Origin of the sequence: Flavobacterium cutihirudinis, from assembly GCF_003385895.1 — a bacterium.
GTDB lineage: Bacteria > Bacteroidota > Bacteroidia > Flavobacteriales > Flavobacteriaceae > Flavobacterium > Flavobacterium cutihirudinis.
Window position 1 is genome coordinate 994,350 of the sequence record NZ_QRDQ01000007.1, and the last position, 19,743, is coordinate 1,014,092.

Annotated in this window: 16 protein-coding genes; all 16 read right to left on the reverse strand. The window is 39.5% G+C overall.

The features are described from left to right. Positions 1-16: 16 nt before the first annotated feature. The 16 genes from BD847_RS21070 to BD847_RS04415 all read right to left on the reverse strand — a co-directional run bounded on the left by BD847_RS21070 (position 17) and on the right by BD847_RS04415 (position 19,658). Positions 17-340: a DUF6660 family protein gene (locus BD847_RS21070; RefSeq protein ID WP_115887035.1), complete on the reverse strand. Its 324-nt coding sequence runs from the start codon at positions 338-340 to the stop codon at positions 17-19. Positions 341-421: 81 nt separating this feature from the next. Beyond that, positions 422-1,630: a hypothetical protein gene (locus BD847_RS04345; protein WP_144213033.1), complete on the reverse strand. Its 1,209-nt coding sequence runs from the start codon at positions 1,628-1,630 to the stop codon at positions 422-424. Between the two features lie 454 nt (positions 1,631-2,084). Continuing rightward, positions 2,085-4,607 carry a multicopper oxidase domain-containing protein gene (locus BD847_RS04350; RefSeq protein WP_115887343.1) on the reverse strand — a complete coding sequence of 841 codons (2,523 nt, stop codon included), beginning with the start codon at positions 4,605-4,607 and terminating at the stop codon, positions 2,085-2,087. A gap of 28 nt (positions 4,608-4,635) precedes the next feature. Next, positions 4,636-5,127 (reverse strand): DUF305 domain-containing protein, encoded by a 492-nt coding sequence (locus tag BD847_RS04355; RefSeq protein WP_115887037.1) that lies wholly within the window; start codon positions 5,125-5,127, stop codon positions 4,636-4,638. A 123-nt stretch (positions 5,128-5,250) separates the two neighbouring features. Further along, positions 5,251-6,123: a DUF2911 domain-containing protein gene (locus BD847_RS04360; RefSeq protein ID WP_115887038.1), complete on the reverse strand. Its 873-nt coding sequence runs from the start codon at positions 6,121-6,123 to the stop codon at positions 5,251-5,253. Between the two features lie 13 nt (positions 6,124-6,136). Then, entirely contained in the window at positions 6,137-7,381 is a 1,245-nt protein-coding gene (locus BD847_RS04365; RefSeq protein ID WP_115887039.1) for a hypothetical protein, read from the reverse strand. 23 nt (positions 7,382-7,404) lie between these two features. Further along, complete coding sequence (locus BD847_RS04370) at positions 7,405-9,942, reverse strand: heavy metal translocating P-type ATPase (RefSeq protein ID WP_115887040.1); 2,538 nt, start codon at positions 9,940-9,942, stop codon at positions 7,405-7,407. An 89-nt stretch (positions 9,943-10,031) separates the two neighbouring features. After that, positions 10,032-10,571 carry a DUF3347 domain-containing protein gene (locus BD847_RS04375; RefSeq protein ID WP_115887041.1) on the reverse strand — a complete coding sequence of 180 codons (540 nt, stop codon included), beginning with the start codon at positions 10,569-10,571 and terminating at the stop codon, positions 10,032-10,034. A gap of 18 nt (positions 10,572-10,589) precedes the next feature. Beyond that, entirely contained in the window at positions 10,590-11,804 is a 1,215-nt protein-coding gene (locus tag BD847_RS04380; RefSeq protein WP_115887042.1) for an efflux RND transporter periplasmic adaptor subunit, read from the reverse strand. Between the two features lie 11 nt (positions 11,805-11,815). Beyond that, on the reverse strand, positions 11,816-13,147 hold the full coding sequence (locus BD847_RS04385; RefSeq protein WP_115887043.1) for an efflux RND transporter periplasmic adaptor subunit: 1,332 nt from the start codon (positions 13,145-13,147) through the stop codon (positions 11,816-11,818). Next, a complete protein-coding gene (locus BD847_RS04390; protein ID WP_223678188.1) occupies positions 13,125-14,375 on the reverse strand; it encodes a TolC family protein in 1,251 nt (416 codons plus the stop codon). Before BD847_RS04390 ends, BD847_RS04385 begins: the two co-directional genes overlap by 23 nt. Then, complete coding sequence (locus tag BD847_RS04395; RefSeq protein WP_244201556.1) at positions 14,359-16,308, reverse strand: efflux RND transporter permease subunit; 1,950 nt, start codon at positions 16,306-16,308, stop codon at positions 14,359-14,361. The genes BD847_RS04390 and BD847_RS04395 overlap by 17 nt, the downstream gene beginning before the upstream one ends. Beyond that, complete coding sequence (locus BD847_RS04400) at positions 16,280-17,590, reverse strand: efflux RND transporter permease subunit (RefSeq protein ID WP_115887044.1); 1,311 nt, start codon at positions 17,588-17,590, stop codon at positions 16,280-16,282. Before BD847_RS04400 ends, BD847_RS04395 begins: the two co-directional genes overlap by 29 nt. A gap of 4 nt (positions 17,591-17,594) precedes the next feature. Further along, positions 17,595-18,065, reverse strand: a complete 471-nt coding sequence (locus BD847_RS04405) for a heme-binding domain-containing protein (protein ID WP_115887045.1) — start codon at positions 18,063-18,065, stop codon at positions 17,595-17,597. A 1-nt stretch (position 18,066) separates the two neighbouring features. Beyond that, the gene (locus tag BD847_RS04410; RefSeq protein WP_449404003.1) at positions 18,067-18,723 is read right to left on the reverse strand and encodes a DUF3347 domain-containing protein; all 657 of its coding nucleotides are present in this window, start codon (positions 18,721-18,723) and stop codon (positions 18,067-18,069) included. 89 nt (positions 18,724-18,812) lie between these two features. After that, positions 18,813-19,658 carry a DUF3347 domain-containing protein gene (locus BD847_RS04415; RefSeq protein WP_115887047.1) on the reverse strand — a complete coding sequence of 282 codons (846 nt, stop codon included), beginning with the start codon at positions 19,656-19,658 and terminating at the stop codon, positions 18,813-18,815. Positions 19,659-19,743: the final 85 nt, after the last annotated feature.

Genomic DNA, 19,743 nt, shown 5'->3' on the forward strand with positions numbered 1-19,743 from the left:
TAACACTGTTTTTAGACTAAGAAATTTTGGGAGGCTGCCAGATTTTGCAGATGAATGAAGAATCAACAAATTTATTGTAAGTTGGTGTTGGCGAAACATCGTGCAGAATAAATTCTAATTTTTCAGTAATAACTGCAGAGTTAAAATTTATTGTAAACCCCACACAAGTCCCGCAGGAATAAAAGGGGGAGCATTTTCCATTGCAGTCATTACCGCAGTCATGTGAATCATTACCGCAGTTTTTCTCTACTGCGCATTTTGAGTGTTTCACTAATGCAGAGCATGGTACTGTTGAAAGGAACAGTACTATAAACGATATTATTGTTGCCAATGCTTTCACACTGCGAATTTAAATATAAATTATGATTAAAAATGTATTTTTATTATAGTCATTCTCCAAGCAAATGCATTAAAAAATACTTTAATTTAAGTGCTTTTTTTTAAGTGTCTTTAAATTTAGGGCATTAAAATTATACGAGACCATAAGATAGCTCCAAAGAGCCAGCTTATTTTCATCTTGTATTTTTGGCAGGTACTGCATAGCCCCTGATGACTTATAAAATGAAAAGGCATAATTTATTTCTATTTCTCTGACAGGCATGTATTTTATTGAAAAATCATTTTCAAACCCAAGAAACTTTGACATTTCCTGACCTGAATTATTTAAAAGGGGATATTGGGTGTAAAATAAGTGAAAATCGGAGCGAAGTGTTAATTTATTGTTTAGCGGAATTGTTGTAAACAAATAAGGATTTACCAACCCTTTTCCATTAACATCATTTGGAAAACGTGTAAATACATTCATGTTTCCATTGAATTTCCATGTAACCCCATACAATACATCAAAATCCCCAGACCTGCTGCTAGACAATTTAGATTTGCTTCCGCTAATTATTTCAGCACCTAAACGCCAGGTAGATTTTAACAGCGACAATTTAATCTCAGGCTGAAAATAGTACGCCAATAATTTTTGACCTTTAACATTACGGCCAAACTGCAGATAGGAATTTAGGGTATAATACCATTGCTTATTTCTAAAATCTATCCGGCCACCCATCGTTGCACGAGTATATAGTTGCTGCGAATTTGCGTTCTCTAAAAAATCAACTGCATTTAATGAGTTAAATGAAAATCCTTTACTAGTATTGTAAATAAGGCTATTTGCCAGCAGATATTTATATTTATTGGAAGCTACAGGTGAATAGGCCGGCTCAAATCCAGTATTGTAATCTCTGGTAAATAAAAAGAAAAAGTCATTAGAGAGATGTTTTGAATATTTCATTATTCGGATTCCTTCATGAGCTCTTCCTTGCTGTGCCCAGGGCGCATCAGAGAACAGTCTGCCATTATCTAATAAAATGCTTTGCCTTCCTAATCGTACATTTAACGATTTAAATTTAGTTTCAAAATACAACTGAGAAAAATTGATGCTTTCTACTTTGGAGGCCCTGTTGTTTTGGTCCCAAAGATGAATTTCCTGCAAATCAGATTTTATTAGCCATTTTTCTCTTGCATACTGCATAGAAAACCTATTTCTCTGCGTGATGTAAAAATAAGGATCGGCAGAGTCGTTTGGAGGCAGTACATAATTTGAAGTGTACTCGGCTCGTGGCCTTATTTCTATGTTCATTAAAAACTGCTGAGATATGGTGTCTTTTTCCTGAGCACTTAATTGAATGATAAATAAAAAGAGAAAAAACAGTAGGTGTTTTTTTTGCTGCCGTTTTAATTATCATACTTCTTATATCCTATAGAATTAGTATGTAAAAGTAATAATTGTAATTTTATTTCCAATATTCTTTCTCAATGTCTTATTGTTAATTTACTAAGTATTTTGTTAAAATAATTTTTAAAGATTGTTTTAATTCTTGAAGCGGCATATTTAAAGCATACTATCACAAATCCTCATCTTACTATAAAAAGAAGGATCTGTTTTATAGTCTAATAAAAGAATGCCAATCTTTAATTTAAGATTGGCATTCTTTAATTGATAAATAAAGTTGTGATATCAGCGGCACCTTCTAATGATCGAGTGTCGGTTTAATCCATTGTAATGTATATTTTTATATTCTAATCAGACAACATTAATAATTTAAAATAAAACCGGCGCCAAAGCCCATATCGCTGTCATAGTGGGAAGAAAGAGAACCCCATCTGGTGATTATATACCGTAGTCCTGCCATATATTCCTTGTCGGTGTTCCACATCAAATTCATTCTTAGCCTTTTGGAAACTGGAATGTCCTTACGTTCAAACTGTAATCTGACTTTACCGTCCGTAAAAACTTCAGCCTGTGCAACTATTAGCATGGGAAGGGTGTAATTGACCCCTAAACTTGCTACGGCACGTTTATCTTTAGTATTGTTTTGTCCAAAAAGGTTTCTTTCTTGTACATCTTCTCCCATTTTTCGATATCTCCAGTCAAATCCGACAAATGGCATTAACCATTGCATTTTTCCAATATATCGTCCAATATGCGTCTCGGTTTCATAACCATGCATCTCATTATATCCTAATCTCCATTCGGTTCCAATACTCCAGCGCGTACTTTGATACATTGCTTCACCATCATTTCCATTGGTTGCAAAGTCGTTCTCTGCCATAAAATGGAATTTTCTGTCATCGGCAAATAATTTTCGTTGTGCTAATTTAGGATCTGGTATTTCAGGATTGGCAGGTTGATTTTCATAGGTAAAAACCCTTCCCATTCCGCTCATCATATGGTACAAAATATGACAGTGAAAAAACCAGTCTCCCTCTACATTGGCATTAAACTCCAAAGTATCGGTTTCCATCGGCATTATATCAATCACATTTTTTAATGGTGCATATTCTCCCTGTCCGTTAAGGACCCTGAAATCATGCCCATGCAGGTGCATTGGATGGCGCATCATAGAATTATTATGCAAAATGATTCGTACATTTTCACCTTTTTTGATTAATATTTTATCTGATTCAGAAACTACTTTATTGTCCAGACTCCATACATATCGATTCATATTACCGGTCAGCTCAAATTTTAATTCTTTTACCGGGGCATTTTCAGGAAGTGTTGTTTTGGTTGGGGATTTTAGCATTGCATAGTTCAGGGTGGTAATATCTGAAAGCGCATTGGCGTCGTATTGTTCGGCACCCATTTTCATACCGTCCATCTCCATATTTTTTTTTGGTTTTAGCGCACCAGTAATTTCAGGATACATTACTACATTCATATCCATTTTATTGAGGCTCATGCTCATTCCCATATCATCCAGATCACCATTCATTTTCATCATGCCATTCATCATTTTCATTCCTTCAAAGTATTTGAGTTTAGGCAGTGGTGCTGCGAGTTGTTTAATTCCGCCGCCAATGTACAGGGAGGTAGATTTTGTTCGGTCCTCTGATGTTGCCAAAAATTCATAAGCGGTTTTATCTGCAGGTATGGTTACAATTATATCATAGGTTTCAGAAACTGCAATAATTAAACGATCTACATCAACCGGCTCTACGTCATTGCCGTCATTGGCAACAACTGTAATTTTTCCACCAGCGTAGGTCAGCCAGAAATAGGTTGATGCACCGCCATTGGCAACTCGCAGCCGGACTTTATCACCTGCTTTAAATTGGGAAAGCTGACTTTCACTTTTTCCATTAATCAAAAATTTGTCGTAATATACATCACTGACATCCATGGCATTCATACGTTTCCATTCATTTTTAATTTTGTCCTTAAAATATCCTTGTCTTACCGCTTCTGCATAGCTTTGCGTTGTTCCTTTCTTAATAGCAAACCAGTCTGATGCATTATGCAGCAGACGGTGTACATTTTCAGGTTTCATATCTGTCCATTCGCTCAGTACTATCGGAACAGTCGGCAGATCATCTATTCCTTTTCGGAAAGTTGGAGCATCGGTTTTTTTATTCATAATAAAAGAACCGTACATGCCAATTTGTTCTTGAAGTTCAGTGTGGCTGTGGTACCAGTGTGTGCCATGCTGAATAATAGGAAAAGTATACAGATGTGTCGTGTGCGGCTTAATTGGCATTTGTGTCAAGTTTGGCACACCATCATACTTATTGGGTAAGAATAAACCGTGCCAGTGCAGAGAAGTGTCTTCATTGAGTTCATTATGGACATAGATTTCAGCAATATCCCCTTCTGTGAAGGTCAGGGTAGGCATGGGTATTTGCCCATTAACAGCTATAGCTCTTTTGGGTTTTCCTGTAAAATTTACAATGGTATCTCTTACATAAAGATCATACCGGACTACACGAGGCTGTGGGTTATTTTCTCCAGCTGCTTTTTGAGTGTTTATATCATTGCTGCTGCCCTTTACTGGCGCTTCCTGTTGGCTGGCTTGCTTTTTGGAAACCTGTTTTTCATTGTCCTTATGGGATGATGCTTCTTTTTGTTTTTTTGTTTTTTCCGGTACTAGTTTCATGCCGCATTTTGGACAGTTTCCCGGTTTGGATTCGTGAATTTCAGGATGCATGGGACAGGTGTAAGTAGAAGACTTTGACTCTTCTGTGGGCTGTTTTTTATCCATCTCCATTCCTTTCATATCCTGGGCTTGGATTATGGCAGGGAAAATTATAACGATGAGCATTGTCAGTATATTTTTCATCTTTCTTTTTTTACAGATTGTCATTCTATTATTTTTTTTCCATTTCATTCAATTTGGCTTTCATTTGTGCAATTTCTGCTTGTTGCGCTTTTATAATGTTTTTTGCCAGCTGGCTTGTTTCCGGATCCTGAAGAACAGTTTTTTGGGCCATCAGTATTGCCGCTGCATGGTGTGGTATCATTGATTTTAAGAATTGTTTGTCATCAACTGCTGCTTGCTGTCTGATGCAGGAAAAAAAAATTACTAGAGCAAGACTCCCAGCGGCAAGTATTACTTTGTTCCACATTTTATTCATATACATAGTGCGCATTACTATAATCTCTATAATGAGCATTGGCATAGTCATAAGTGCTGCCATGTAAAACTGATTTAGATTGGGAATTGCATTAGCAAATACATCAACCATCGAATACATCAGCACATACATGGAAATAAATGATAGTACTGCCATAAGGGCTAATTTTTTGTACATTTCTAAGTTTAACTCTTCTGAATGCTTAGTTGTGTGTTCGGTTTTCATGATTTTTTATTTAAAGGTTATTTAAATTCATCGATTTACCCTGAACAAAGAAAGCTTAGAGATAGTAGCTTAAGAAGGTACAGGGGACATTATTTATGCTCTTAATATATCAATAAGGCTTACTTAATTATTTTTAGCTAACAACTCCAATTCTGCGACCTGGTTTTTCAATTTCTCCACACTTTTCATTTTTTTCTGTTCTGCAATAGCTAATGCTTTCTTGGCAGCTTCTACGGCACCAGAATAGTCTTTTAGTTCTACAGATAGTTTTTGCCTTAAAGTTGGATAATAAAAATTCTCAGGATCAAGTTTTTCTGCCTCCATCAGCCAGGATATTGCCTGGGTATTGGCTCTCCCGGTTATGGAATAATAATTTGCTGCCTGAAACAGCAAAGCGGCATTTTGACTTTTCTCCCTAACGAGATGTTTATCTATCAAGGCTAGTATTTCTTGGTCAGCTTTGCTTTTGATTGGAATTTTAACCAGGGTATTTTCCCATGCTATCTTCAGGGAACCTTCGCCTTTGCTGTTAATGTCATTTAATTCTATAGTAAATGTCTCATAGAAGTTATCCGTTTTTTCTGCTGGAACTACAAAACGCATGATGTCCTTTTTTTCATCATAGCCTGTATCCCCGTGCAAGGCAGTATCAGTATTTATAATGATGGTCCACTGATTTTCTGATGGAATTGAGAATATAGAATAGGTGCCTGCTTTTAAAATAGTATCTCCAAAAGTGATATCTTCATTGGTGCTTATTGTTGTACAATCGCTGGCACCTGTGCGCCAGAGTTTGCCAAAGGGCACCAGTTCACCAAATATTTTCCGCCCTCTGACTAAAGGCCTGCTGTAAGCCATTTTGATTGTTGAACTTCCGATCTCTTGTTGAAAAGAGGCTGACGGACTTGCGGGAGGGAGTTTAATTTGAACTTTTTCCTGTGCAGAAAGAGATAATGATTGCAGGAGAATAAAGCTTATTAGAATTATTTTTTTCATAGAATTTTTAATTTTAAATTGATTTGGCTATTTTTTCCATTATCGAATGGTCGCTGCCAAATTTGCATATAGCATCACAATTGGCTCTTAATTCGGAAAAAAGAATATACTTTATATTCATTTTTGAGTTTTTTATGGCGGGTCTATTTAGTTGGAGTATCACATCTTTTTCGCGGTTATTGGGTATAATTATGTAAAAAACTTCCTGTCCGCTGGAAATACTGAAATAAAGATCAGACAGGCGCAGTATGCCGGAATAGATACTGGTGCTTTTTTCTACTTCAAAGGCGCCTATGATTTTGTTTGTACCTTTCTCGAACCAGAGTACATCAATAAGCCTGATAGTGTTTTGAGTGTCTTTATCGGTGGGCAGCTCAGGGAATTTCGCTAGTGATATAAAAGAAAAATTTTGGCCATTAAATGATTTACTTTTATCATTACTTGCCGGTGTAACATCAAAACCAAGAGAAATGCCAATTTTTAATAGATGATATTGCATTTCGCTGTGAAGATTTTCTTCGAGCCTTTCTTCGAGTATTTCTTTTTGCCGCTTGTGAATGTTTTTCTCGAACCTTGAACGTTCCGCCTCGCTCAGATATTCATCGCTGCCGATCAGCATTTTCTGGGTCCCAATTTCAAAACACAGTCCAGCAATGGCGCCAAGGTCATTTGAAAGCTGTGATTTATACAGGAGATTAGTCTGGATAACAGTTTCTCTTATTTTTAAATATTCTGTCCAGCTGCCTAATTTTTTTTTGTCTTTAAAAAGAAAATTAAACCCGTTGACAATGGCAGTGTTAAAAGGAGGGAACCAGGTTGGGTGCATGAAATACAAAATACTGGCTACTGCCGGCCCTAGGCCCTTAATTTTTAATTGATCAAGTTTTACAATTTCCTTCAGAACCTGTTCTTCAGATTTTGCATTGATGCAGTTTTCAAGGAACTGACCAAAAGCTGATTTATTGTTTTGATTTTCATAGATGTCAGGTATGCGCAATTTGGGTTTCCAATAAAACGGATGGGAAACGCCTACAAAAATTTGTTTCTGTTCTGCAATGCAGCTCAGAACAAATTCCAAACTGCTTCCTTTGAAATCGTTGGGAAAGGTTTGGTTTTTAATATCTTCAATAACTTGCAAGACACCGCGTCTGATAGTACGAAAAGCCTTTAATCTTTGGTCGTTATCTATAAACCAGGTATTATAGACACTTTCGCTGTCATTTTTATACTGCTCAATAATTTGTGCCAGATTGGTCATTTGTATGCTAAATTATATGTTATTTAGAGTTTTAAACTTCTTAAACGCAAGGCATTGACAATTACTGAAACAGAACTGAAACTCATGGCCAGGGCGGCAATCATGGGCGAAAGCAATATTCCGAAAAACGGATATAAAACTCCAGCTGCAACGGGAACCCCTAATACGTTGTATATAAAAGCAAAGAATAGATTTTGTCTGATGTTGCTCATTACGGCGTGGCTCAGGTTTTTTGCTTTGACAATTCCTTGCAAATCCCCTTTTACCAAAGTAATCTTGGCACTTTCTATGGCTACATCTGTTCCTGTTCCCATCGCAATACCTATATCCGATTGTGCCAAAGCAGGCGCATCATTTATACCGTCACCTGCCATAGCAACAGTTTTTCCTTCGGCTTGTAATTTCTGGATTACTTTTAATTTATCCTCCGGTAAGCAGCCTGCTTGAAAAGAAGTCAAATGAAGCTCTTCGGCAACAGCCTGGGCGGTATTTATATTATCTCCCGTAAGCATGATTACTTCAACTCCCTGGCGCATTAATTCTTTTACGGCAGCAGCACTAGTTTCTTTTATGGCATCGGTTATCGTTACAAATCCCACTACGTTTTTATCCACAGCGATGTAAGAAACTGTCTTTCCTAATTTTTGTTCGGCAATAATTTTCTCTTCTATGTCAGCAGAAACAGTGACGCCTGCGTGCTCCATTAATTTTTTATTCCCTAATGCCGTCTTTTTACCGCTAGCAGTCCCAATAACTCCTTTTCCTGCGATGTTTTCAAAATCATCGACTTTTGTCAAAGAAACATTTTTTGCTTTTGCAAATTCCACTACGGCTTCTGCCAGAGGATGTTCGCTGTACTGATTTAAAGACGCTGTGTATTGCAGCAGTTCATCTTCTGAATATTGCAGTGCTACAATTTTTTCTACCGAAGGTTTGCCTTGGGTAATTGTTCCTGTTTTATCAGTAATCAGAACATTTACTTTGTTCATTTTTTCCAAAGCTTCGGCATTTTTTATAAGAATTCCTGATTGTGCTCCTTTACCAACCCCCACCATTACTGACATGGGTGTTGCTAAACCTAATGCACAAGGGCAGGCAATTATCAATACTGCAATAGCGTTGATAAAGCCGTAAACCATTGCCGGTTCCGGACCAAATTTTGCCCAGATGAAAAAAGTAAGAAGAGAAATTATAACAACAATCGGTACAAAATATTTAGCGATGCTGTCTGCCAGTTTCTGAATTGGTGCTTTGGAACGGCTTGCATTATTTACCATTTGTATAATTTGCGAAAGCAGGGTTTCTGAACCTACTTTTTCTGCAATCATAACAAATGATTTGTTCCCATTGATAGTTCCTGATGACACCATGTCTCCCATTTTTTTATCCACAGGAATTGGTTCACCGGTAATCATCGATTCGTCTATTGTACTTTCACCATCAGTTATTTTCCCATCCACAGGAATTTTGTCTCCGGGTTTTACGCGTAATAAATCACCTTTTTTGATATCGTGGATTGAGATTACCTGATCGCGGCCATCAATTACCAAGGTAGCTTGGGTAGGAGCCAGTTTTAATAATTCTTTTATAGCACCACTGGTTTGGCTGTGCGCCCTGGCTTCAAGTAACTGTCCTAACAAAACCAAAGTTAGAATAACTGTTGTAGCCTCGAAGTATAGAAGCACCGTTCCGTGTTCGGTCTTGAATTCGCTTGGAAAAATATCTGGAAAAAAAATACCGGCCAAACTAAATATAAATGCCACTCCTGTACCAATACCGATAAGGGTAAACATATTGAGATTCCAAGTAATTATTGATTTCCATGCTCGCACAAAAAATATCCTGCAGGCATAAAAAACCACAGGAAGAGACAAAACAAGTTGTACCCAGTTCCATTTAGAGGCATCCATTAGTTGAAGTAAAGGATTGTTGTGCACCATTTCTATCATTGCGATGGCAAAAATGGGAACAGTAAATACTACCGCTATTTTCATTTTCTTAACCAAATCCTTGTAAATTCTCTGGTCTTGGCTTTCACTTGGCTGCAGCGGCACCAGATCCATCCCGCAAATAGGGCATGAACCCGGCGAATCGGCTATAACTTCCGGATGCATTGGACATGTATACTGCTGAACCTGGGCAGCAGCTGGTTCTTGCACCAAATGCATTCCACATACAGGACAATCTCCTGCTTTATCATACATTTTATCTCCTTCACAATGCATCGGGCAATAGTATTTACCACCCGCATGATTATGTGCAACGGCTGTCGTTTTATGATCATCTTTGCGGGCATCATCCTTAGCAGTGCTACAGCATGACTTTTCCGCTTTTTTTTCATCCGAATGGGGCACATGAGCCATTTCAATGGTGTACTTTCCAACCGCAGTCAATGCTTCCTGGAGCTCTTGGACAGCAATATGTTTTTCCATTGTTATGGTTGCTAATGGAGGATCTAAAGTGACTTTTGCCTTTATTCCCTCTACGGCATTTAGCGTTTTTTCTACTTTTGTACGACATCCATCGCAAGTCATCCCCGAAATTGTATAGGTGTGTGTCATAAGGTTATTTTTTACAGTTTTGATGCGTTATTTTTTTGAACCTATTTTGAACCAATTGTTTAACACTAAAAAATAATCTTAGATTCTGATTATTTAATTATTTCTTTAACCTCGCCGCACTTGAGCATTTTTTCTCCAAAGTAGGGATTTCGTACTTCCTTGGTAGAACTGATCCATACTGCTCCTTTGTTGCCGAAAGCCATTGGACAGTATTCCACGTATAGCTCAGCGTCAGCCATTCCTGTTTTTTTCAGCAGGCTGACCAGTTCATTACTTAGATCAGAATAAGCAGCTCGCTGCTTATCGATATCTGGAGCTGAAACGATTGCTGCTGCATCTGCTGCAAGATTGCTGCTGCTGCGGATTTCCAGTGCTCCCGCCTCAATTGCATTGGCCGCCAGTTTTGCTTCCGCGACATTATCTTTGGCAAGGGCTGCTGTTAAATGGACATAATGGCTGTATATGGCGTTTAAAATATCGTCATTTATCTTCACTATGGATTCCTTTGGAATTACTACAGAAGTTTTGTTTTCAGGCGGAACCTCTTTCTTTTTGTTTTCACTGTTGCCGCAGGCAGTAAGTAAGAAGATTATTGATATTGGAATTCCGATTTTTATTAATTTTTTCATTGTCTGTGTGATTGATTATTACATTTTCATTCCTGACATGGGGTTCTTGCCTTTTTTTAATATAAATTCACTGTAAAGGAGATAGGCACCGGATGCAACGACGATATCTCCTTTTTTTAAGCCGCTGGTAATTTCGACTTCACTGAAGGTTTCTGAACCAATGGTAACCATTCTAGGCTGATATTTGCCTTTTTCGATTTCAATCCAGACATGTGTGCCGCTGCCGTCTCTGATTACCGCATCAACAGGCAGGGTCAGCTTCATTTTTTGCTCTGAGGAAGGAAGCAAAACAATCGCCTGCTGACCTGCCTGCCATTGGTTATTTGAATTGGCGATGGTACCGCGCAGCTGTATTGTCTGTTTGCTTGCCTGCAGGGCAGGATTTATAAAGTCGACCGTCATCGTTTGGGGCTGATCTTCATAACCTGGAACTATGACTTTCACTTTTCGGCCTGCTTTAATTTTACCAGCATCTGCGGGATAGACATCAGCTTCGACCCATAGGCGATTGTAATCTTCCAGTTTCATAATGGAAGCTCCTTCCGTAACATATTGGCCTTCTGTTATGGATATTTCTGCCACTATTCCTGAATCTGGAGCGTAGTAAACAACATAGGGTGATGCTTTTTGTTTTTTGAACAATTCATTAAGCTGCGCTTCAGACTGCCCATACAAGAGCAGTTTTTGTTTTGCAGCATTTTTTATCTGGGCAAAACGTCTGTCCTCAGAAAAGCTTGCAGCCTGTGCTGTGGCAAGGAGGTACTCCTGCTGAAGGGCTGAAAGCTGCTCTGAATATATTCTGTATAAGGGCTGGCCTTTTCGAATCGGAACCCCGGTTTCTTTTATATACAACTCTTCAATCCTTCCTTCGACACGACTTGAGATGTAAATGGTCTGCTCGGGGTCAGTAACCAGACGTCCGTTGAGACGGGAAGAATTTGAAAATTCATTTTCCCCGGCAGTTATTGTAGTGAGATTGGCTAATGCCTGCTGGCTGGGACCCAAGGTTAGAAAGTCCTGTGCGTTGTTTTTTTCGAAGGGCACTAAATCCATGCCACAGATCGGGCATGAGCCGGGGCCATCTTTTACAATTTGCGGATGCATGGGACAGGTATAAGTTTGAGCTTTTTGCTGACTGACCTTTTTTTCTTCTTTTTGGGCACACGCTGCAAATAGAAGCGGAAAAACCATTGCAATGAGCAAAATAGTACGAATTAATATTTTATTGTTCATAGCCTATTTTTTTATTTATGTTCTGAAACTGTCTTGATAAAACTCTCACTGTCTATCATGTAGGCAGCATTACTGGCAATATCCCAATCACTTATGTCTTGATCGATTAGCACCATTCCATCAGCATTGTTTTTCGTTTTAACTTCTCGGGGAACAAACACGTCCTGCTCTTTTTTGAAAACAATGGACTTATTTCCCAAATTAAGAACGGCACTTTGCGGAAGCCACCAGCCTTTACTGACAATTGGAATGGCAGCAGTAACTAATTTGCCGGTCTGAAATTTGTTATCCTGCAAATAAATACGTGCTATGGTAAAGTTGCCTCCCTCTTTAAAGACGGGCTGAATAAGTCCGATGGTGCCGCTATACACGGTTTGCTTATCTGACGGTTCATAAAACACCAATTTTTGTCCTTTTTTAACCCGGGATGCCACCGATGGATCAAAAGCAAATTCGGCGATAAGGTTTTTGTTGGTATAAATTGTAAAAAGGGATTGTCCCGCACCAATATATTGCCCTTCTCTCAGGATAACAGCTGGTGCTGCAGGGGAAGATGCACTGCTGGCTGACGCTGCATTGCCACTTGAACCCATTGCGCCCATACCATCATCTGACGCGGCGCTTTGAGAAGAAGCCGCCGGAGCTGCTGCAGACGCGTTTGCCGCTGCACTGTTGTCCAAGATGTATCCGGAGGCGTTACTGTAAACCGGGATGCGATAGGAAATTTTAGCTGTTTTTAATACCTGTTGGATCTGTTTTTGCTGCATGCCTAACAAAGACAGCCTTTCTTTTGCTTTTTGAAGCATTGGATTGTGGGGGTCAGATTGATAAATAAACAACAATTCTCTTTGCGCGGCAGCCAGATCAGGTGAATAGATTTCCATGATCAACTGTCCTTTTTTTACGGGCTGATAATTGTACTTAATCAGCAGGCGTTCGATCCTCCCGCTTACCCTGCTGGAAATACTGGTCTGGCCGCGGCTGTCGTAGGTAATAATTCCTTGTACCTGCATGGAGATTATTTTAGTCCCTTTCTCAGGTTTTATGACAGATATATTAGAAACGACCTGTTCATTGACTGGTTTTATAAGGTGTTTCAGGCTGCTGTCTATAGCTGTTTCCGTACCAGGGGTATGTCTTGGAACCAATTCCATACCGCATATCGGGCAGCTGCCTGGCTTATCCAGAATAACCTCGGGATGCATTGGACAAGTATATTTCTGATTTGCACTATGCTGATGCACTGGCTTACTGTTATGCTCGGTTTTATTGTTACAGGCTGTCAATACTAATATAGAAACCAATGACAATGCTGCCAACTTAGCGATATAGTTCTTTTTCATAATCGACAATCATTTGATATAGTTTTAATTTTTCATCCAATAAGTTATTCTGCAGCATATTTAAAGCTTCCCAGGAATCAATTACTACAGGAATCTGCAGTTTGTTTTCCTGATAGTTCAGAAAGTTTACATCCAAGGATTTTTGCATAGAAGGGATTATTTTTGTTTCGAGGCCCTGAATCTTTTTTTGCATGGTCAGTATTTCATATTGCATGCCATACAGCATCCCCTGGGTTTCCTGCAGCATGGCAGATTTCTCTTTCTGCATTGCCTGTACATTATACTGCATTGCCTTGACATCTGATTTATACATTTTTGATGACCACGGAGCAATTGGAATGGACACCATCGCCATTGCAGAATAGGCTTTAGGCATCATTTTATCAAATGAATTCATATGGTCAAACTGAAATTTGAAAGAAGGATTTTTTTCAGCTTTCATTGCCTCTATGCTCAATTGCATTGATTCAATTCCGGCATTCATTTTTTTGATGTCTCCGCGTGCGGCAGCTATGCTTGTGGTATCGTGAAGAGCGGGATTAAAGACCGGAACAGCGGTTGTGTCTATCGAAAAATCGGCATTCCCGGGCTGGTTCATCAAACTGTTAAGCCAGGCCCTTGCTTTGGCTATTTCACCTTCCTGCATGCGGATCATATTTTTATTTTCTTCGAGCCGGGCATCAATCTTATACACATTGCCCAATTGAGACTGATTGTAGGGATACCTTACTTCCTCAATTTTCTTCATGGTAATCATAATTTTTTCGTTCCGATCCAAGACTTTGATGCGCTGTTCGGCCACCATCCAGCTGTAGTAGAGCTGTTTGGCTTTCGCCTTATAATCGTTAAGGGTAACAGCACGGGTAGCATTCTCAATATTTCCCTGGGACTGGATGAATTTTTTCTTTTTGTTTAATTTTCCGAAATTTGGGATATCCTGTTCAACTCTGAACATTAAAGATCCTTTGTCGCGGTCATCCATAACTTCCTGAAAAGGATAGGGCGTCATAAATGTCCCGACACCCACCATTGGCGCCATCCATGCCGTAGCGGCATCGGCGCTGTATTTGAACCCTTCTGCCTTTAAGTTATAACTCTGCAGCAGCACGTTTTTTTTATCAATCCTCTGAAGGATCGTATCAAGAGACAAGACCTGTTTGGTCTGGCTCAATAGCTGTAATGGCAGCAAAAGCAATAGTACTGCCAGTATTTTAATGTTTGACATCATGTACTTCAAGTTTTCCATATTTTCGTAATTCATATTCTTTAGACATTAGGAAAATAAGCGGGGTTACTAATAAGATATGTACGGCAGAGGTAAATACCCCGCCAATCATAGGCAATACAATTGGCTTCATTACATCCATTCCAACGCCATTAGACCATAGGACGGGAACCAGTCCAAATAATGAAACGCAGACTGTCATTAGTTTTGGACGAAGCCGTTTTGCGGCGCCATGCACCACATATTCCCTGAGATCCTCTTTTGTGATTGTTTCACTTGAATTTCCTTTGGCCCTGATGAGCTGCTCCATTGCATCATTGAGATAAATGACCATCACTATTCCGGTTTCGACAGCAATTCCGAACAGGGCAATAAATCCAACTGCTACAGCCACTGATAGATTGACATCCCAGAAAAAGATTATATAGGCACCTCCAATTAAAGCAAAAGGCACTGTTATAAGGCTCAGGAAGGCTTCTCTGAGAGAGTTAAAAGCAAAATAGAGAGAGAAGAAAATAACAAGCAATACGATTGGGGCAATGATTTTAAGGGTCTTTTCTCCGCTGATCAGGTTTTCATATTGTCCGCTCCATTCTATAAAGTACCCTTGTGGGAGTATTTCTTTGGCATTTTCTAATTTTTTCATGGCTTCCTGAACAGTTCCTCCCATATCACGGTCGCGGATATTGAACATAACGGCCCCGCGCAGGAGCGCATTTTCTGAACTGATCATAGGAGGGCCGTCTACAAACTTAATATCAGCAACAGCAGAAAGGGGAACCTCTCCAAAGGTTGGGGACTGCAAGGGGATACGTTTGATGCGTTCCACACTGTTTCTATAGTCCTGAGCCATACGCACACTGATTGAGAAACGTCTTCGCCCTTCAACTGTATTGCCAATAGATGCACCGCCTAAAGCAAATTCCACGGTTTGGTTTACATCATCCACGGTTAATCCATACCGGGCCAGTTCCGGGCGATTGACATTTACATCTAGATATTTGCCGCCGGTTATAGGATCCACAAATAAGTCGGAAACCCCTGGCGTTCCCTCTAATGCCATTTTTACTTTCTCAGATACACGTGCAATGGTGTCGAGGTTTTGTCCATAGACCTTAATTCCCACGTCGGTACGAATACCTGTTGCAAGCATGTTGATACGGTTGATAATTGGCTGTGTCCAGCCGTTTACTACGCCCGGAATCTGAAGTTTGGTATCAAGCTCCTTAATAATATCTTTTTTATCAATTCCTTCACGCCACTGTGATTTTGGTTTGAGCAATATTATGGTCTCAATCATGCTCATTGGGGAATTATCCGTAGCTGTGTTTGCCCTTCCGGCTTTTCCCAGTACGCTTTCTACTTCAGGAACCGATTTTATTATTTTATCCTGTACCTGCAAGATGCGCTTAATTTCTCCATTCGAGATATCAGGCAGCGTGACAGGCATAAACAAGATGCTCTGCTCATCAAGGGGCGGGACGAACTCTGTTCCAAGGCGCATCAACAATGGAATGGAAATCAACAAAGCCAAGATGTTAACCGTCAGGGTTGTTTTTCTCCATTTGAGAACCCATCTTATAATGGGCTCATATCCTTTTTCAAGAAAACGATTAACGGGATGGGAATCGGTAGGCCTGAATTTTCCTTTCATAAAAAAAGAAATCAGTACCGGTGCCAGCGTAAGTACAAGCAGTGCATCCACAACCAATATGAAGGTTTTTGTGTAGGCCAGGGGATGGAATAATTTCCCTTCCTGACCGCTAAGCATAAATACAGGCAGGAAAGAAGTGATTATAATAACAGTGGCAAAGAATACGCCGCGAGAAACCTGCTTGCTGCTTTTCTCAATTATTTGTATTCTTTCCTCTTCGGATATCCACTGTGGCTTTTTGCGAAATATATTTTTAATTCTTTTCATCTCGGTTTGTTTCATTTTTTTGTTCGGACTGCCATTGGGCGTAACGCTGTGATAGATGCTGATAAGCATTCTCGCTCATTATAATTCCATTATCGACAATAACACCAATAGCCAAAGCAATACCCGTTAATGACATTATATTGGATGAGATACCAAAAGCATTAAGCAGTATGAAACTTGCTGCAATTGTAATTGGGATCTGGATGATAATACTTAACGCACTGCGCCAGTGAAAAAGAAAAATAATAACGATAAGGGATACTACGAGCATCTCTTCAATCAAAGTTCGTTTAACCGAATCAATAGATTCTTTTATCAGATGCCCCCGATCGTATACAATGTTGAATTTTACTCCTTTGGGTAGCCCTTTGGCAACTTCCTTCATCTTTTCTTTGACATTATCAATAACGGCATCTGCGTTTTCACCGTAACGCATAACCACTATACCTCCAACGGCTTCACCTGTGCCATTATGGTCAAAGATGCCTAATCGGGTTTCCCCGCTCATCTGGACAGTTCCTATATCGCTTACTTTTACAGGAATGCCATTCTGGTTTTTCAGCGGGATATCCTCGATCTCCTTAATGGATTTAAGATAACCGGATGTCTTAATGATGTAGCCGATATCACTCATGTCGAATTTTCTTCCGCCGCTTTCATTGTTATTGGCACGCACGGCGCCTATGACCTCCGGGACAGACAGCTTGTAATACAGCAGTTTGTTTGGATCAAGTGTAACCTGATATTCTTTCTGGAATCCTCCAAAAGAGGCAATTTCACTTACTCCCGGAACATTCTGCAGAGCAAACTTCACGTACCAGTCCTGCAGGGCCCTTTGTTCTCCCAGATCAATACCTGGAGCATCAAGGGTATACCATAGTATATGACCAACCCCGGTTCCGTCAGGCCCCAACTGTGGGGCAACTCCTTTGGGCAGGGTGCTGCTAATAGTACTGAGCCTTTCCAGCACTCTTGATCTTGCCCAGTATACATCGACATCATCCTCAAAAATGACATAGATAAAACTCATGCCAAACATGGAAGCTGCCCTTACATATTTAATTTGAGGCAATCCCTGAAGGTTTGTTACCAAGGGGTAGGTGATCTGGTCTTCAACGAGCTGTGGAGCACGTCCCATCCATTCTGTAAAAACGATTACCTGATTTTCAGATAAGTCGGGTATAGCATCGATGGGATTTTTTTGAATAGAGATAATACCCCAAACAAATATTCCTGCGGATAATAGTAATATGATGAACCGGTTACGCAGGGACCATTCTATTAATTTGTGTACCATAGGTTTAATTTATTTTAGAAAGACTATCATTTACTTTTTCAATCCAGCTTATAAGCTGCTCTTTTTGAACAGCTGTCAATACTGCATTTTTATGGATTAATGTGTAAGAAGGCAATGGCATCTCGTTTGCTTTTATCTGCTTTGAAATCCGGTCTAATTTATTCTGCTGCTTTCTTTTGGAATAGTTTCCCCATTGGCTGAAATTCAAATTTTCTTTTCCTTCTTTTATGTGTCCTTCCATAAGGGTACGCGCTGGCTGGATGTAGGAGTACCATGGATATTGTGTGTTGTCGCTGTGGCAATCATAACAGGAGGTTTCAAGAATCGCTTGTACATTTTTGGGAATGGGATATACTTTTGAAATGTGAATTGGTAAAACCTGCCCGTAATCGGAATTTCGGGCAGGCTGATACAATTGCATCAGTAGAAAAATAATTAACCCAGTAAAAAGAATCTTTCTGGTGAACCGCTTCATTTTACAATTGCTTTTTCATTGAACCGCAGGTAAGCATCTTAGAACCATAATATGGGTTTTTTATCTCTTTTGTCTCACTGACCCAGATGGCCCCTTTCCCGCCGTCATACATTGGGCAATAGTCCTGATATAATGTTTTTGAAGTTCCGAAAACCATGATCACATCATTCATGTCTTTACTCAACAGGGCGAAATGCTCTCTTTGGTGTTCGATATTACCGCCATTGGCCCCGATATGTTCGGCATGTTCTTTGGCGTCATCTGCAATATCGAGATAATCTGCTTTTATTTTAGCATCTATTAAATCTGGATTTACCTTGTTAAAGGCTGCATGCAGTGCTTTTCCGGCATCTGCTGCTCCTTTTGTGTCATCTTTTGTTAATGCATTTTTAAGCGCCAGGTAATTGTTTACAATTTCATCTGCAGAAAATGGTGCACTGGCTTGGCTAGTTTTTATTTCTGCACCTTTTTGAGTAGTTTGTTTTACAGGCTCTGTTAATTCCATTCCGCATTTGGAACATTTGTCTCCTTTTTTTCCCGTAATTTCAGGATGCATAGAACAGGCGTACAATTCCGTGTCATTCTGGGTTACAGCAGCAGCATCGGGAGCTGTGACTTCTTTGTTTTTTGAATTGCATGCTGTAAGTACAGCTGCCATTACAATTGTCGAGATAATTAATTTTTTCATTTTTTTAGTTTTATTATTTACAAAATATCATTCTGTCCAACACTTTTTGTTAGATAGCCTTATTTGATTGTTTCTATTGTCGAACCGCAGCTAAGCATCTGCGAACCGTAATACGGATTTCTGATCCCGCTTTCTTTGCTCAGCCAATTTGCATCAACCATTGGGCAGTGGTTGTAATAAACCGGCTGTGGCTGATCGGTAGTTTTTATAAGATCGTAAGTGTTTTTGGATAGGCTTTTAAAGGATTCTCTTTGTTTTTTGATATCCTGGCTTTCGGAAATGTTTTTTGCATCTGCAGCCAGACTTTTCATTACATTCATCCATGCAGTGTGTTCTTTTGGCTTTAGGTTATCCATTTTAACAGCATTGACCGCAGCAAGAAGCTCTTTGGATTTCACGCTGGCAGTTTTAGCATCCGTTTTCACTAAAGCATCTTTTAGATCAAAATAGCTGTCGAAAATTGCTTTAAAAGGACTGTTCTCTTGTGCATCAGAAGGAATTGCGGCTGCATGCTGCGAATGATCCATTTTGTCCATATCCAATTTCTTTATTGGGGCCGTCATATTTGTTCTTTCATACTGGCAGCATTGCGGAAGTTTTGCATAGGCGTCGGCAGGAGCTAAGAACTGGTCGCTGTCATATCCGGCTAAGGCAATTCGTTTTAGGACCTCGTCCTGATTTGTTTTCTTCTCATCGTAGGTAATGGCCGCTATTTTGGTGTTTTGGTCCCAGTTTACCGAAACGATATTTTTGATGTTTCCTGCTTTTTCAATAGCAGTCTTGCACATTAGACAATTACCGTAAATTTTAGCATTTACAGTTTTTGCATTTTTTACAGGTGCGCCAAACACTATGACTGACAGCAATAGAGCAATTGCCATCAATCCTTTTTGAATTGATTTCATTTTAAAATGTATTTGATAGTGAAAATGATGCTTTTGAGAAATAATTGTGCATACAAGGCGTATAGAACAATATTCTACAAAAGCG